General features: G+C 56.7%; 14 protein-coding genes. 10 read left to right on the top strand and 4 right to left on the bottom strand.

Annotated elements, in window-relative coordinates; genetic code table 11:
* Positions 1-12: 12 nt before the first annotated feature.
* The 3 genes from M2422_RS05295 (at position 13) to M2422_RS05285 (ending at position 3,756) form a co-directional block, all read left to right on the top strand.
* Positions 13-3,069 (top strand): FAD-binding and (Fe-S)-binding domain-containing protein, encoded by a 3,057-nt coding sequence (locus M2422_RS05295; protein ID WP_064672335.1) that lies wholly within the window; start codon positions 13-15, stop codon positions 3,067-3,069.
* The gene (gene menI, locus M2422_RS05290; RefSeq protein ID WP_048979481.1) at positions 3,066-3,476 is read left to right on the top strand and encodes a 1,4-dihydroxy-2-naphthoyl-CoA hydrolase; all 411 of its coding nucleotides are present in this window, start codon (positions 3,066-3,068) and stop codon (positions 3,474-3,476) included. The genes M2422_RS05295 and menI overlap by 4 nt, the downstream gene beginning before the upstream one ends.
* An 85-nt stretch (positions 3,477-3,561) precedes the next feature.
* Positions 3,562-3,756, top strand: a complete 195-nt coding sequence (locus tag M2422_RS05285; protein WP_003857766.1) for a YdiH family protein — start codon at positions 3,562-3,564, stop codon at positions 3,754-3,756.
* A gap of 88 nt (positions 3,757-3,844) precedes the next feature.
* Here M2422_RS05285 and fdhF read toward each other — a convergent pair whose 3' ends face one another.
* The 4 genes from fdhF to ycgZ form a co-directional block, all read right to left on the bottom strand.
* Positions 3,845-5,995 (bottom strand): formate dehydrogenase subunit alpha, encoded by a 2,151-nt coding sequence (fdhF, locus tag M2422_RS05280; RefSeq protein WP_064672336.1) that lies wholly within the window; start codon positions 5,993-5,995, stop codon positions 3,845-3,847.
* Positions 5,996-6,186: 191 nt separating this feature from the next.
* On the bottom strand, positions 6,187-6,465 hold the full coding sequence (locus M2422_RS05275; protein WP_048977426.1) for a biofilm/acid-resistance regulator YmgB/AriR: 279 nt from the start codon (positions 6,463-6,465) through the stop codon (positions 6,187-6,189).
* A gap of 29 nt (positions 6,466-6,494) precedes the next feature.
* On the bottom strand, positions 6,495-6,815 hold the full coding sequence (locus tag M2422_RS05270; RefSeq protein ID WP_029739770.1) for a hypothetical protein: 321 nt from the start codon (positions 6,813-6,815) through the stop codon (positions 6,495-6,497).
* A 4-nt stretch (positions 6,816-6,819) separates the two neighbouring features.
* Entirely contained in the window at positions 6,820-7,059 is a 240-nt protein-coding gene (gene ycgZ, locus M2422_RS05265; RefSeq protein WP_029739771.1) for a regulatory protein YcgZ, read from the bottom strand.
* A 336-nt stretch (positions 7,060-7,395) separates the two neighbouring features.
* Between ycgZ and M2422_RS05260 the strand changes: the two genes are divergently transcribed.
* From M2422_RS05260 to sufS, 7 genes are all read left to right on the top strand, one after another.
* Positions 7,396-8,616, top strand: a complete 1,221-nt coding sequence (locus M2422_RS05260; protein ID WP_064672337.1) for a diguanylate phosphodiesterase — start codon at positions 7,396-7,398, stop codon at positions 8,614-8,616.
* 188 nt (positions 8,617-8,804) lie between these two features.
* Positions 8,805-9,533, top strand: coding sequence for a MerR family transcriptional regulator (locus M2422_RS05255; RefSeq protein ID WP_064672338.1), 729 nt, complete (start codon positions 8,805-8,807; stop codon positions 9,531-9,533).
* 313 nt (positions 9,534-9,846) lie between these two features.
* Entirely contained in the window at positions 9,847-10,215 is a 369-nt protein-coding gene (gene sufA / locus M2422_RS05250; protein ID WP_008500631.1) for a Fe-S cluster assembly scaffold SufA, read from the top strand.
* A gap of 8 nt (positions 10,216-10,223) precedes the next feature.
* Positions 10,224-11,714 carry a Fe-S cluster assembly protein SufB gene (gene sufB / locus M2422_RS05245; protein WP_023335409.1) on the top strand — a complete coding sequence of 497 codons (1,491 nt, stop codon included), beginning with the start codon at positions 10,224-10,226 and terminating at the stop codon, positions 11,712-11,714.
* A gap of 9 nt (positions 11,715-11,723) precedes the next feature.
* Entirely contained in the window at positions 11,724-12,470 is a 747-nt protein-coding gene (sufC, locus tag M2422_RS05240; RefSeq protein WP_033145303.1) for a Fe-S cluster assembly ATPase SufC, read from the top strand.
* A complete protein-coding gene (gene sufD / locus M2422_RS05235) occupies positions 12,445-13,716 on the top strand; it encodes a Fe-S cluster assembly protein SufD (protein WP_064672339.1) in 1,272 nt (423 codons plus the stop codon). The genes sufC and sufD overlap by 26 nt, the downstream gene beginning before the upstream one ends.
* Entirely contained in the window at positions 13,713-14,933 is a 1,221-nt protein-coding gene (sufS, locus tag M2422_RS05230; protein ID WP_064672340.1) for a cysteine desulfurase SufS, read from the top strand. The genes sufD and sufS overlap by 4 nt, the downstream gene beginning before the upstream one ends.
* The last annotated feature ends 3 nt before the right edge of the window (positions 14,934-14,936 follow it).

Raw genomic sequence — 14,936 nt, 5'->3', positions numbered from 1 at the left:
GGGTCGACAGTCATGATCCCACAGATTTCTCAGGCACCTGGCGTCGTTCAGCTGGTGCTTAATTTTTTGCAGGCACTGGAGCAACAGGGTTTTACAGGTGATACCGCCACGAACTATGCCGACAGGCTGACGATGGCGACCGATAACAGTATCTACCAGCTTCTTCCCGATGCCGTGGTTTTCCCCCGTTCAACGGCCGACGTCGCGCTTATCGCCCGGCTGGCCACGCAGGAGCGGTTTGCCTCGCTGGTCTTCACGCCGCGTGGCGGCGGCACCGGAACCAACGGTCAGGCGCTGAACCAGGGCATCATTGTTGATATGTCGCGCTATATGAACCGCATCATTGAGATCAACCCGGAAGAGGGGTGGGTGCGGGTCGAAGCGGGCGTCATCAAAGATCAGCTTAATCAGTATCTCAAGCCTTACGGTTACTTTTTTGCCCCCGAGCTTTCCACCAGCAACCGCGCGACCCTTGGCGGGATGATTAACACGGATGCCTCCGGGCAGGGCTCGCTGGTCTACGGTAAAACCTCCGATCACGTGCTGGGCGTGCGTGCGGTGCTGCTGGGCGGCGATATTCTCGATACCCAGCCGATGCCGGTCGAACTGGCGGAAACGCTGGGCAAAGACAACACCGCCAGCGGGCGCATCTATCGTACCGTGCTGGAACGCTGCCGCGACAACCGCCAGCTTATTCTCGATAAATTCCCCAAGCTGAACCGCTTCCTGACCGGTTACGATCTGCGTCACGTCTTTAACGATGACCTGACCCAGTTTGATTTAACCCGCGTGCTGACCGGCTCCGAAGGAACGCTGGCGTTTATTACCGAAGCGCGGCTGGATATCACCCGGTTGCCGAAAGTGCGCCGTCTGGTGAACGTCAAATATGACTCCTTCGACTCCGCGCTGCGCAATGCGCCGTTTATGGTGCAAGCGCAGGCGCTGTCGGTGGAAACCGTCGACTCTAAGGTGCTCAATCTTGCCCGGGAAGATATTGTCTGGCACTCCGTAAGCGACCTCATTACCGACGTGCCGGACAAAGAGATGCTCGGTCTCAACATTGTGGAATTTGCCGGCGATGATGCGGAGCTGATTGAGAGCCAGGTGACCACGCTCTGCCAGCGTCTGGACGAGCTGATTGCGCAGGGTGAAGGCGGCGTGATCGGCTGGCAGCTCTGTAACGATCTGGCCGGGATTGAGCGTATCTATGCGATGCGTAAAAAAGCCGTGGGCCTGCTCGGCAATGCGAAAGGGGCGGCGAAGCCCATTCCCTTTGCCGAAGATACCTGCGTGCCGCCCGAGCATCTGGCGGATTACATCGTGGAGTTTCGCGCCCTGCTGGACAGCCACGGCCTGAGCTATGGCATGTTCGGCCACGTCGACGCCGGGGTACTGCACGTGCGTCCGGCGCTGGACATGTGCGACCCGCAGCAGGAGATCCTGATGAAGCAGATCTCCGACGACGTGGTGGCCTTAACCGCCAAATATGGCGGTCTGCTGTGGGGAGAGCACGGGAAAGGGTTCCGCGCGGAATACAGCCCGGCATTCTTCGGCGAACAGCTTTACGCGGAGTTGCGTAAGGTGAAAGCGGCTTTCGATCCGCATAACCGCCTCAACCCGGGTAAAATCTGCCCGCCTGAGGGTGTTGATGCCCCGATGCTGCAGGTGGATGCCGTCAAGCGCGGCACCTACGACAGGCAGATCCCTATTGCGGTGCGCTCGTCCTGGCGCGGCGCGATGGAGTGCAACGGCAACGGCCTGTGCTTTAACTTCGATGTGAAAAGCCCGATGTGCCCGTCGATGAAAATCACCAGCAACCGTATCCACTCGCCGAAAGGGCGGGCGACGCTGGTGCGCGAGTGGCTGCGTCTGCTGGCCGACCGCGGGGTGGATCCGCTCAAGCTGGAGCAGGAGCTGCCGGAAAAACGGGCCAGCCTGCGCTCGCTGATTGAGCGCACCCGCAACAGCTGGCATGCCAACAAGGGCGAGTATGATTTCTCCCACGAGGTGAAAGAGGCGATGTCCGGCTGTCTGGCCTGTAAAGCCTGCTCCACCCAGTGCCCGATTAAAATCGACGTGCCGGAATTCCGCTCGCGTTTCCTGCAGCTTTACCACACCCGATACCTCCGCCCGGTGCGCGACCATCTGGTGGCGACGGTGGAAAGCTACGCGCCGCTGATGGCGCGTGCGCCAAAGACCTTCAACTTCTTTATCAACCAGCCGCTGGTGCGCAAGCTCTCCGAAAAACACATCGGCATGGTCGATCTGCCGCTGCTGTCGGTCCCGTCTCTGCAGCGCCAGCTCGTCGGTCACCGTTCGGCGAACATGACTCTGGAACAGCTGGAGGCGCTCGCTCCGGAGCAAAAAGCCAGTATGGTGCTGGTGGTGCAGGATCCGTTCACTAGCTACTACGATGCGCAGGTCGTGGCCGATTTTGTCCGTCTGGCGGAGAAAGTGGGCTACCAGCCGGTTGTGCTGCCGTTCTCTCCCAACGGCAAGGCGCAGCACATTAAAGGTTTCCTGAACCGATTTGCGAAGACCGCGCAGAAAACGTCTGACTTCTTAAACCGCGTGGCGCAACTCGGGATACCGATGGTCGGCGTCGATCCGGCGCTGGTGCTTTGCTATCGCGATGAATACAAGCAGACGCTGGGCGATAAGCGCGGCGATTTCAACGTCATGCTGGTGCACGAGTGGCTTCCGGTGGCGCTGGCAGATAAAGCCGTTCAGGACGTCAGCGGTGAACCGTGGTATCTGTTCGGCCACTGCACGGAAGTGACCGCGCTGCCGGGTGCCCCCGCGCAGTGGGCGTCCGTTTTTGCCCGCTTCGGTGCGAAGCTGGAGAGCGTCAACGTAGGCTGCTGCGGGATGGCCGGAACCTACGGACACGAAGTGAAAAACCACGCCAACTCGCTCGGCATCTATGAGCTGTCCTGGCATCAGGCGATGCAGCGTTTGCCGCGAAACCGCTGTCTGGCGACGGGCTACTCCTGCCGCAGCCAGGTAAAACGGGTAGAAGGTAACGGTGTGCGTCACCCATTGCAGGCTTTACTGGAGATAATTGGATGATCTGGAAACGTGCCGTGACGCTGCAGGCGCTGAACGCCATGGGCGAGGGGAATATGGTGGGGCTGCTGGATATCCAGTTCATCCGCATTGGCGACGATGAAATTGAGGCCACCATGCCCGTCGATAGTCGCACCCACCAGCCGTTTGGTTTATTGCACGGCGGGGCCTCCGTCGTGCTGGCCGAAACGCTGGGCTCGGTGGCGGGGTATCTCTGTACCGACGGGGAGCAGAAGGTTGTTGGACTTGAGGTGAATGCTAACCACATTCGCTCGGTGCGCAGCGGGCGCGTGCGCGGTGTTTGCCGCGCGCTGCACGCCGGAAGCCGCCATCAGGTGTGGCAGATAGATATTCTCGATGAGCAGGATCGCCTGTGCTGCTCGTCGCGGCTGACCACGGCGGTTGTGTAAAGTTTTCAGATGTTTTGCCTTTGGTCAAAAACTAGCCAGTCTGTTGTGATATACTGGTCAGGTTTTGTACATAAGCGAGGACATCATGGATACTGAAATAACCCCAACACAGCTGGCAATTGAATATTTACGTCGCGATAAGAGCAACCTGTCTCCGGCGCAGTACCTGAAAAAGCTGAAACAGCTTGAGCTGGAATTTACAGATTTGCTGGCGCTCTCTTCGAATGAACTGAAAGAAGAGATCTATTTTGCCTGGCGGTTGGGCGTTCACGTCCATTGAGTACATGAGAATAAAAGGGCCGCGAGTGCGGCCTTTTTTGTGTCTGAAATTCAGTATCGGGCGGCGGTGACGCCACCCGATATTTTCCTCAGACATTGACGGCGTTGATCAGCCGCGACTTCATGGACTGATACGCCGACGCCGCAAAATCCTCCGCCCAGCGCTGGTCCTCAATCGCCTCCAGCTGCACCGCGCAATACTTCGTTTCCGGCGTTTTTGAGATGGGATCGAGATTATCCTGGGTTAGCTCGTTGCAGGCGCCAATCCACCACTGATAGGTCATGTAGACCGCCCCGGCGTTGATACGCTCGCTAATGCTGGCGCGGGTAATCACTTTGCCGCGACGCGAACGCACCCAGACCAGCTGGCCCTCCTTGATGCCCAGCTTTTCCGCATCGGCAGGGTTCATTTGCACCCGGCCCGGTTCATCGGCCAGGCTTTGCAGCGCGGCGCAGTTCCCGGTCATCGAGCGGCAGGAGTAGTGCCCCACTTCACGGACCGTACACAGCACCAGCGGGAAATCCGCGTCCGGAGTTTCCGCCGGCGCGCGCCACGGGGCGGCAAAGAGCTGCCCTTTACCGGTTGGGGTGTCGAACTGATTGTCTTTGTACAGGTACGGCGTTCCCGGATGATCCAGCGTCGGGCACGGCCACTGCACGTGGCCCATCTCGCCCATTTTTTCATACGTCACGCCGTAGAAGAGAGGGCACAGCTCGCGCATCTCGTCCCAGATCTGCTGGTTGGAGTCATAATGCATCGGGTAGCCCATCTCGGTGGCGAGCAGGCTGATAATCTCCCAGTCGCGCTTCACGTTGCCGCTGGCCTCAATGGCTTTGCCAAAACGCTGGAATCCGCGATCGGCACAGGTAAAGACGCCGCCGTGTTCACCCCAGGAGGTGGCAGGAAGCAGAACGTCCGCCACTTCTGCCGTTTTGGTCATAAAGATGTCCTGAACCACCACAAAGTCGAGCGCCTCAAAACCGCTGCGAACGAGACCGAGATCGGCTTCGGTCTGAAGCGGATCTTCCCCCATGATGTAGTAGGCCTTGACCTTGCCTTCCAGCGCCAGATGAGGCACCTCGGTAATGCGCGTCCCGACCCGATCGTCCATTTTATTGGCGTCAATTCCCCAGGCATCGGCAAACTTCTGCCTGACCGCCGGATCGGTCACGTCCTGATAGCCGGGGAACATATTTGGCAGAACGCCCATATCGCAGGCGCCCTGAACGTTGTTTTGCCCGCGCACGGGACCGACGCCGACGGCAGGGCGCCCGAGGTTGCCGGTCAGCAGCGCCAGGCTGGAAAGCCCTTTGACCACATCCACGGCCTGACCAAACTGGGTCACGCCCATCCCCCACATCACGGTGGCGGAAGGGGCCGCCGCGAAGGTGCGCATCGCCTGGCGAACGTCGCGGGCGGGAATGCCGGTAAGATGCTCAACCTTCTCCGGCGCATAGTCTTTCACCGTCTGGCGGTAAGCCTCAAGCCCCTCGGTAAAGCGCGCCACGTAGCTTTTGTCGTAGAGCTCCTCTTCCAGCAGCACGAAGCCAAAGGCGTTCACCAGCGCCATATTGCTGCCGTTTTTCAGCTGCAGATGCTGGTCGGCGATGCGCGCCGTTTCAATGCGCCGCGGATCGCAGACGATAATTTTTGCGCCATTTTCCCGCGCTTTCAGCACGCGTCGGGCGACGATAGGGTGGGAGTCCGCGCAGTTATAGCCAAACACCAGCAGGCATTTTGAGTTTTCAATATCGTTGATTGAGTTGCTCATCGCGCCGTTGCCGAGCGTTTCCTGTAAACCGGCCACGGAAGGGCCGTGACAAACGCGCGCGCAGCAGTCCACGTTGTTGGTGTTAAGCACCGCGCGGGCAAATTTTTGCATCACATAGTTTGTTTCATTGCCGGTTCCGCGAGAGGAACCGGTGGTCATGATCGACCGCGGCCCGTGCTGCGCTTTAATGCTGCTGAGTTTGTGCGCGGTGTAGCGGATAGCCTCTTCCCAGGTGACGGGAGTAAATGCCTCGCCTTTATGGTAGCGGATCATCGGCTGGGTCAGGCGCGGGGTGAGCAGACGGGTATCGTTGAGGAAGTCCCAGCCGTAAAAGCCTTTCAGACACAGGGTGCCCTGGTTTGTGACGCCTTCTGCGGCTTCGGCACGGATGATACGGTTATTTTCAACGACAAGGTTTAATTTACAGCCTGCACCGCAGTAGGGGCAGACGCTGGCGATCTTTTTCATCAATAACAGACCTGTTAAGAAATGAAGCAAAGTTGACTGGAAAACCCAGTCCCGTAAGCAGAGGTAAGCAGGAACCGTGCCAGGTTGGCTTTGCTGATTTAACAGGGTGTTAAGCGGGGAAGACGCGTGTCATCGTCAGACTGTTCGTCAGTTTTGACGATGACACGTTAGGAGGCGTTGAGCGCAGGAGCTTACAGATCGTCCATCGTGTAACCCACCACGATTTCCAGGGTCTTGCGAATCACATCCGCCTGAACCACATCGTGGGTCGCTTCCAGCGTCTGAATGAGCCAGAGGATTATCGCTTTGTTGGACAGATGGCCTTCGGAGGCCAGAACACAGCGTACTGCAGTAGAAAAAATAGCGGACTCTTCAGCAAAACGATCGCCTGCATGACGGAAATATTCCGCCAGCGCACTGTCTAAAAAAGCAGAGTGGTATTCGGGTTGAAGCTGAATATTTTGTCTCATTTGTTCTCACCGTAGCTGTTAAATTGCAGTCAATGTATTTTTTTGGGGTCGGACGGTTTTCCACTTCCAAATAAAGGCACTACATTGTCTCTGTTATCGTTGAGAGGTCCCTCTCTGTTCGTTCGTCCTTGCGCGGTTCTGCGACGTTTAAAGGCGATGCTGTTTGAGCCGATCTCGGCAATCACCACCGCAAGTGTCTCCCGCCGCCGGGGATCCTTTTCATGTTCTTTCATGACCCGCAGACGCTGCAGCAATCCTTCGGTTGTTACTGGCCCCCGCTCTTTCAGAAGAGAGAGAACGGCTTCACCGATAAGCGTGTCGATCAGTCGGTCTGCGTCACTGCTATTCATCACGTTACCGTTCGAAGAGCAGACCAAGCAGCATGTGGTAGTGCTCTTCCTCTTCCGGACCATCGGCCCTTTCGAGGCGGCTGAGCAGTTTGGTACAGAGCGATTTGCGATTCAGGTTTCGCCCGTCGCTGAGGATTTCGACAACCACCTGGCCCAGCGTCTCCTGCTGAGTAGGAAGCGCCGCCTTTTCGAAGTACTGTGCGATCGCTGCTGCGGAATCTGTGGCGTAACCTTTCTGCTGCATGTTTCGCTCCTGTAAAATTTTGTAATCACTAACGTTACAATTAAGGTATACACAATTCTTAAATCTGTACACTTAAAATGTACAGATTTTTAATATTTTTATGATATATTTTATAAATTGCTTTATTTTCAGGTGGTTAATTAGTTGGTATGAACCGGTAATGTTACAGGATATATTGTACAAAAAGGTCTGACACTGGTAAGTTGTACAGCGCAGAAAAATGTTTCATTAACTGCCGTAAATGATTGAGATGTAAATTATTTGTCAGGCAATGAATGTGCTATAAATGATACTTATCCACCTTTTTGTGGCCAAAACCCTAACCCCAGGAATCGCATGCTCACAACCATCATTTACCGCAGCCATATCTGCGAGGACGTTCCAGTGAAAGCGCTGGAAGCCATGGTCGCTGCAGCAAATAGTAAAAACCGGCAATCCAATGTCACGGGGATCCTGCTGTTTAACGGCACACATTTTTTTCAGCTGCTTGAAGGGCCAGTGGAACACGTCTCTGCTATCTATGAGCAGATCTGCAGCGACCCGCGCCACCATAACGTGGTGGAGCTGATGCGCGATCATGGACCTGTCCGGCGTTTTGGCAACGTGGGCATGGAGCTTTTTGATTTGCGCCACTTCGACAGGGAAGAAGTGCTGCAGCAGGTGCTCAACAGGGGGACGACACGCTATCAGCTGACGTATAATGACCGCCCGCTGCAGTTTTTCCGCACCTTTGTCGAGGCCACGGAAAAAGCGAACTATTTTGAATTGCCGCCTGCGGATTCCTGGGAGTTCGTTCGCGAAGAAACGCGCCTGTCCGCGCAGCCCGAAGTGGTCGCGAAAGGGGCGGATTGCAGCTTTGCGTTCCAGCCGATAGTCGATCCGTTTATGCAGCAGGTCGTCTCCTGGGAGGCGCTTCTCCGCACGCCTGACGGCGGCGCACCGGGAGATTACTTTGCTAATCTGCCGCGTGACGAGGTGTACGCCTCTGATTTACACAGCAAGCAGGTGGCGCTCTCCATGGCCAGCGCGCTGGGGCTACAGGATCAGACGTTATCCCTCAACCTGCGGCCCATGACGCTGGTCAACATTCCCAACGCCGTGGATTTCCTGCTCACCGCGATTGAAGCAAATGGGTTTGTACCCGAGCAAATTGTGGTGGAGTTCACCGAGAGCGAAGCCATTTCCCGTTTTGATGAATTCACGGATTCGGTCAGGCAGTTAAAAAGCGCGGGTATCAGCGTGACGATCGATCACTTTGGCGCCGGTTTTGCCGGGCTGCAGCTGCTGGCGCAGTTCCAGCCGGACAGAATTAAGATTAATCGCGATCTGGTCGCGAACGTGCATAAAAGCGGCCCCCGACAGGCCATTATTCAGGCGATTATTAAATGCTGCTCCTCGCTTGAGATCCAGTTCTGCGCGGTAGGAGTAGAGAAGGCTGAAGAGTGGATGTGGCTGGAATCCGCCGGGATTTCCCAGTTCCAGGGACATCTTTTTGCCAGCCCGCGACACGGCGGTATTCCCGCGATTGCGTGGCCGGAGAAAAAGTTCGACTTCTGATAAAGCTGTACACATTACGGCAGAGTTAACTGTACGAATGGTAATTTTTATACAACAATGTATTAACAGGTGAAGGGAGGAGTAGCCCATTCACCTGAGCAAAATGCGGTCTTAGTTATACAAATGGTGTGTACAATCTGATAAGGTTGGTGCAGTTAGGTATGGAAGTTCTGAGCGTGAGGGAGTTAATGGCCTATTACAGTATCGGCGAAGTGGCCGAACGATGCGGTATCAACCCCGTTACGCTGCGTGCCTGGCAGCGCCGTTATGGATTGTTGAAGCCGCAGCGCAGCGAAGGGGGTCATCGTCAGTTTGACGATGAAGATATCCTCCGCATAGAAGAGATCAAGCGCCTGATGAAAAGCGGCGTCTCGGTCGGAAAAGTCAAAGCCTTGCTGGAAAACAAAGAAGTATTGACTCAGGGCAACTGGGTCTCGTTCCAGGAAGAGATGATGACCGTTCTGCGTTACGCCAGCCCGGCAAAGCTGCGCGCCAAAATGGGCGAATTCCGCCGCGATCACGCGATAGATGCGCTGATTGACAATATTATTTCTCCCGTTCGTCAGCGCATGAATCAGGATCAAAACACCGTGCGCCACATGGCGAGCCTGTTTGACGGCGTCCTGATCGAATTCGCGATTGCAAGCCTGGCGGAATCCCGCAAAAAAGCTGGTAAAGACGCCCTCCTGGTTGGCTGGGAATGCGATGACCGCACCCACCTGTGGCTGGAAGCCGCGCGCTTATCGCAGAAGGGATGGCACATTGACGTCCTGGCGGAACCTATTGATTCGCCGCGTCCTGAACTGTTCCCTGGGCAAAAAATCTTCGTCTGGACGGGGAAATCCCCAACGCCTCGCCAGCAGGAACAGCTCGACCACTGGCGTGAACAGGGGTTTGCTGTCTCATTTCATCACTGATTAACAGAGGCCTTGAGGGCCTTTTTTTGTTTTTGTCATTTTCTGAGCAAAAGCTATCTCAAAAATAGGCATTTCCGATGCATATTTTACTTTTCTCTTCCCTGTCATAAATGCCGCGACGAAATGCATTATTAATCAATGCATTGAACAAATACATCCATCCTGACTGCATCCTCTCACAGGGTCTATGCTTAATAAAAGTAGGCAAAAAGGGCGGTTTAGCCGAATGCCCCTGCTGACAGAGGGTTGAAGTGATAATCGTTATCACTAACATGGTGTTATGCCCTGATGGCTTATCAGATGAGGTGGACCTATGGAACTGCATTCAGAAACCTTTAATCCTGCCGATTTTGCCTGGCGCGGTTTAACGCTCACGCCAGCGGCGGCGGCACATATTCACGAGCTGGTGGCGAAAAAACCCGAGATCCTTGGCGTGCGTTTAGGCGTCAAACAGACCGGCTGCGCGGGTTTCGGCTACGTGCTCGATACCGTCACCGAACCCGAGAAAGATGACCTGGTGTTCGAGACTGACGGCGCGAAGCTGTACGTCGCGCTGCAGGCCATGCCGTTTATTGACGGCACCGAAGTGGACTACGTCCGCGAAGGCTTAAACCAGTTATTCAAATTTCATAACCCGAAAGCCCAGAACGAATGCGGCTGCGGCGAAAGCTTTGGGGTATAGGCGGTACTATGTCTCGTAATACTGAAGCAACGAGTGAAGTAAATACCTGGGGCGGTGGGCACCTCAACTATAAAGAGGGGTTCTTCACCCAGCTGCAGACCGATGAGCTGGCGAAAGGCATCAACGAAGATGTCGTGCGGGCGATCTCGGCGAAACGCAACGAGCCCGAGTGGATGCTGGAGTTCCGCCTGAGCGCCTTCCGCGCCTGGCTGGAGATGGAAGAACCGCACTGGCTGAAAGCGCACTACGACAAGCTGAACTATCAGGATTACAGCTACTATTCTGCGCCCTCCTGCGGCAGCTGTGACGATACCTGCGCCTCGCAGCCCGGCGCGGTGCAGCAAACCGGTGCGGAGAACAGTTTCCTCAGCAAAGAGGTGGAAGAAGCCTTTAACCAGCTTGGCGTGCCCGTGCGTGAGGGGAAAGAGGTGGCGGTGGACGCCATTTTCGACTCCGTCTCGGTGGCGACCACCTACCGCGAGAAGCTGGCAGAGCAGGGGATCATTTTCTGCTCCTTCGGCGAAGCGATTCACGATCATCCGGAACTGGTGAAAAAATACATTGGGACCGTGGTGCCTTCTAACGACAACTTCTTTGCGGCGCTCAACGCGGCGGTAGCCTCTGACGGCACCTTTATCTATGTGCCGAAAGGCGTGCGCTGCCCGATGGAGCTGTCCACCTATTTCCGCATCAATGCCGAAAAAACCGGCCAGTTCGAACGCACGATTCTGGTTGCGGATGAAGGCAGCTACGTCAGCTATATCGAAGGGTGCTCCGCCCCGGTTCGCGACAGCTACCAGCTTCACGCGGCGGTGGTGGAGGTCATCATCCACAAAGATGCCGAGGTGAAATACTCCACGGTGCAAAACTGGTTCCCGGGCGACGGCAATACCGGCGGTATCCTGAACTTCGTCACCAAACGCGCGCTGTGCGAAGGCGAAAACAGCAAGATGTCGTGGACCCAGTCAGAAACCGGCTCTGCCATCACCTGGAAATACCCGAGCTGCATTCTGCGCGGGGATAACTCCATCGGCGAGTTTTACTCGGTGGCGCTGACCAGCGGTCACCAGCAGGCCGATACCGGCACCAAGATGATCCACATTGGTAAAAACACCAAATCAACCATCATCTCGAAAGGGATCTCTGCCGGGCATAGCCAGAACAGCTATCGCGGGCTGGTGAAAATCATGCCGACGGCCACCAATGCGAGAAACTTTACCCAGTGTGACTCGATGCTGATTGGCGCTGACTGCGGGGCGCATACCTTCCCGTACGTCGAGTGCCGTAACAACACGGCCCAGCTTGAGCACGAGGCGACGACGTCGCGGATTGGGGAAGATCAGCTCTTCTACTGCCTGCAGCGCGGGATCAGCGAAGAAGACGCCATCTCGATGATCGTTAACGGCTTCTGTAAGGACGTGTTCTCTGAGCTGCCGCTGGAATTTGCCGTTGAAGCCCAGAAACTCCTCGCCATTAGTCTTGAACACAGCGTCGGTTAAGGAAAGCACATGTTAAGCATTAAAGATTTACAGGTTAGCGTAGAAGACAAAGCCATCCTGCGTGGCCTCAATTTTGACGTCAGGCCGGGCGAAGTTCACGCCATCATGGGGCCGAACGGCTCCGGGAAAAGTACGCTTTCTGCGACGCTGGCGGGGCGCGAAGATTATGAGGTAACCCACGGCTCGGTGGAGTTTAACGGTAAAGATCTGCTGGAGATGTCGCCGGAAGACCGCGCGGGAGAGGGCATCTTCATGGCCTTCCAGTACCCGGTCGAAATTCCGGGCGTCAGCAACCAGTTCTTCCTGCAGACGGCGCTGAATGCGGTGCGCAAGTATCGCGGCCTGGAGGCGCTGGACCGCTTTGACTTCCAGGACCTGATGGAAGAGAAGATCAAGCTGCTGAAAATGCCGGAAGATCTGCTGACCCGTTCGGTGAACGTTGGCTTTTCCGGCGGCGAGAAAAAGCGTAACGACATTCTGCAGATGGCGGTGCTGGAGCCCGAGCTGTGCATTCTGGATGAGACCGACTCCGGTCTGGATATCGACGCCCTGAAGATTGTCGCTGACGGGGTGAACTCCCTGCGCGACGGCAAGCGTTCGTTCATTATCGTCACCCACTACCAGCGCATTCTGGACTACATCAAGCCGGATTACGTTCACGTGCTTTACCAGGGGCGTATTGTGAAATCCGGTGATTTCACGCTGGTTAAACAACTGGAGGAGCAGGGCTATGGCTGGCTTACCGAACAGCAGTAATGCGCTCCAGCAGTGGCACCGGCTGTTTGAAGCCCAGGGCGGCACGCGCTCTGAGCAGGCGCAGCAGCATCTGCAGCAGATGCTGCGTCTCGGCCTGCCGACGCGTAAGCATGAGAACTGGAAATACACTCCGCTTGATGGCCTGCTGAACGCCGAGTTCGTGACCCGTCTGGCGGATCTCACCCCTGCGCAGCGTGACGCGCTGGCCATAAACGTGGATGCCGTGCGCCTGGTGTTTGTCGACGGTGAGTTCCGTCCGGAGCTGAGCGACGCCCTTCAGGGGAGCGGATTTGAGATTGAGATAAACGACGATCGCCAGCCCATGAGCGCCCCGGTTCAGCCTGAGGTTTTCCTGCACCTAACCGAGAGCCTGGCCCGCAGCGTGACGCATATCCGCGTGAAGCGTAACCAGCGTCCGGCAAAACCGCTGCTGCTGATGCACATCACCCAGGGTCTGGACGGCGACGAAATCAACACCGCGCACTATCGCCACCATCTTGAGCTGGCGGAGGGGGCGGAGGCCACGGTAATCGAACATTACGTCAGCCTCAACGATATCCGGCACTTTACCGGATCGCGTCTGACGATGAACGTTGCCGCCAATGCCCAGCTTCACCACGTCAAGCTGGCGTTTGAGAATGCGCAGAGCCACCACTTTGCCCATAACGACATTGTGCTGGGTCAGGATGCCGCGGCGTACAGCCACAGCTTCCTGCTCGGCGGGTCGGTATTGCGCCACAACACCAGCACGCAGCTTAACGGTGAAAACACCACGCTGCGCATCAACAGCCTGGCGATGCCGGTTAAATCTGAAGTGTGCGACACGCGCACCTGGCTTGAGCACAACAAAGGCTACTGCAACAGCCGCCAGCTGCACAAAACTATCGTGAGTGATAAAGGGCGCGCGGTATTTAACGGACTGATTAACGTGGCGCAGCACGCCATTAAAACGGACGGGCAGATGACCAACAACAATCTGCTGTTAGGTCGCCTGGCGGAAGTGGACACCAAACCGCAGCTGGAGATCTACGCCGACGACGTGAAGTGCAGCCACGGTGCGACGGTCGGACGCATCGACGACGAGCAGATGTTCTACCTGCGTTCCCGCGGTATCGACCAGCAGGCGGCGCAGAAAATGATTATCTATGCGTTTGCCGCCGAACTGACGGAAGCGCTGAACGATGGTCAGTTGAAACAGCAGGTGCTGGCGCGTATCGGTCAGCGTCTGCCTGGAGGCGAAGCATGAGTTTTCCCGTCGAGAAAGTACGGGCAGATTTTCCGGTTCTGACCCGTGAAGTAAACGGTCTTCCTCTGGCCTATCTGGACAGCGCGGCCAGCGCGCAGAAGCCGAACCCGGTCGTGGATGCGGAAGCCGAGTTTTATCGCCACGGCTACGCCGCCGTGCATCGCGGTATTCATACCCTGAGCGCCGAGGCGACCCAGCGTATGGAAAACGTGCGCACGCAAATTGCCGCCTTCCTCAATGCGAAATCGCCTGAAGAGCTGGTCTTCGTGCGCGGAACTACCGAAGGGATCAACCTTGTCGCTAACAGCTGGGGCAACGCGCAGGTCCACGCGGGGGATAATATTATCATCACCCAGATGGAGCACCACGCCAATATCGTGCCGTGGCAGATGCTCTGTGAGCGCGTTGGCGCGCAGCTGCGGGTCATTCCGCTTAACCTTGACGGGACGCTGCAGCTCGAGCAGCTCGACGCACTGCTGGATGACCGCACGCGGCTGGTGGCGGTCACCCAGGTCTCCAACGTGCTGGGGACGGAAAACCCGGTGGCAGAGATTATCGAAAAAGCCCACCAGGCCGGCGCGAAGGTGCTGATTGACGGCGCTCAGGCGGTGATGCACCACGCGGTTGATGTTCAGGCGCTGGACTGCGATTTCTACGTCTTTTCAGGCCACAAGCTCTATGGGCCGACCGGGATTGGCGTGCTGTACGTGAAAGAAGACATCCTGCAGGCGATGCCGCCGTGGGAAGGGGGCGGATCGATGATCGCCACCGTTAGCCTGACGGAAGGCACCACCTATGCGCGCGCGCCGTGGCGTTTTGAGGCGGGTACGCCCAACACCGGCGGGATTATCGGGCTGGGGGCGGCGGTTTCCTACGTCTCCGCAATCGGCCTTCAGAGCATTCAGGAGTACGAACAGCTGCTGATGCACTATGCGCTTGCCGAGCTTGCCAGCGTGCCGGATCTGACCCTCTATGGGCCTGCCGACCGACAAGGGGTGATTGCGTTCAATCTCGGGAAACATCACGCCTATGACGTGGGCAGTTTCCTCGATAACTACGGCGTGGCGGTCCGTACCGGGCACCACTGCGCCATGCCGCTGATGGCGTTTTACCAGGTGCCGGCAATGTGCCGCGCGTCGCTGGTGATGTACAACACAACGGAAGAGGTCGACAGGCTGGTGGCGGGGCTTAAGCGTATTCACCAGCTGCTGGGCTAACGG

This window comes from Enterobacter sp. SLBN-59 (assembly GCF_024807915.1).
GTDB lineage: Bacteria > Pseudomonadota > Gammaproteobacteria > Enterobacterales > Enterobacteriaceae > Enterobacter > Enterobacter asburiae_B.
Note: the sequence above shows the minus strand (reverse complement) of the source record. Positions and strands in the feature narration are given on the sequence as shown.

Excerpts from the sequence above, each read along its gene's own strand:
- sufA (WP_008500631.1), top strand. The coding sequence starts at position 9,847 with ATGGAACTGCATTCAGAAACCTTTAATCCTGCCGATTTTGCCTGGCGC.
- M2422_RS05255 (WP_064672338.1), top strand. The coding sequence starts at position 8,805 with ATGGCCTATTACAGTATCGGCGAAGTGGCCGAACGATGCGGTATCAAC.
- sufC (WP_033145303.1), top strand. The coding sequence starts at position 11,724 with ATGTTAAGCATTAAAGATTTACAGGTTAGCGTAGAAGACAAAGCCATC.
- sufB (WP_023335409.1), top strand. The coding sequence starts at position 10,224 with ATGTCTCGTAATACTGAAGCAACGAGTGAAGTAAATACCTGGGGCGGT.
- sufS (WP_064672340.1), top strand. The coding sequence starts at position 13,713 with ATGAGTTTTCCCGTCGAGAAAGTACGGGCAGATTTTCCGGTTCTGACC.
- ycgZ (WP_029739771.1), bottom strand. The coding sequence starts at position 7,059 with ATGCAGCAGAAAGGTTACGCCACAGATTCCGCAGCAGCGATCGCACAG.
- M2422_RS05285 (WP_003857766.1), top strand. The coding sequence starts at position 3,562 with ATGGATACTGAAATAACCCCAACACAGCTGGCAATTGAATATTTACGT.
- M2422_RS05295 (WP_064672335.1), top strand. The coding sequence starts at position 13 with ATGATCCCACAGATTTCTCAGGCACCTGGCGTCGTTCAGCTGGTGCTT.
- M2422_RS05275 (WP_048977426.1), bottom strand. The coding sequence starts at position 6,465 with ATGAGACAAAATATTCAGCTTCAACCCGAATACCACTCTGCTTTTTTA.
- M2422_RS05260 (WP_064672337.1), top strand. The coding sequence starts at position 7,396 with ATGCTCACAACCATCATTTACCGCAGCCATATCTGCGAGGACGTTCCA.
- M2422_RS05270 (WP_029739770.1), bottom strand. The coding sequence starts at position 6,815 with ATGAATAGCAGTGACGCAGACCGACTGATCGACACGCTTATCGGTGAA.
- menI (WP_048979481.1), top strand. The coding sequence starts at position 3,066 with ATGATCTGGAAACGTGCCGTGACGCTGCAGGCGCTGAACGCCATGGGC.
- sufD (WP_064672339.1), top strand. The coding sequence starts at position 12,445 with ATGGCTGGCTTACCGAACAGCAGTAATGCGCTCCAGCAGTGGCACCGG.
- fdhF (WP_064672336.1), bottom strand. The coding sequence starts at position 5,995 with ATGAAAAAGATCGCCAGCGTCTGCCCCTACTGCGGTGCAGGCTGTAAA.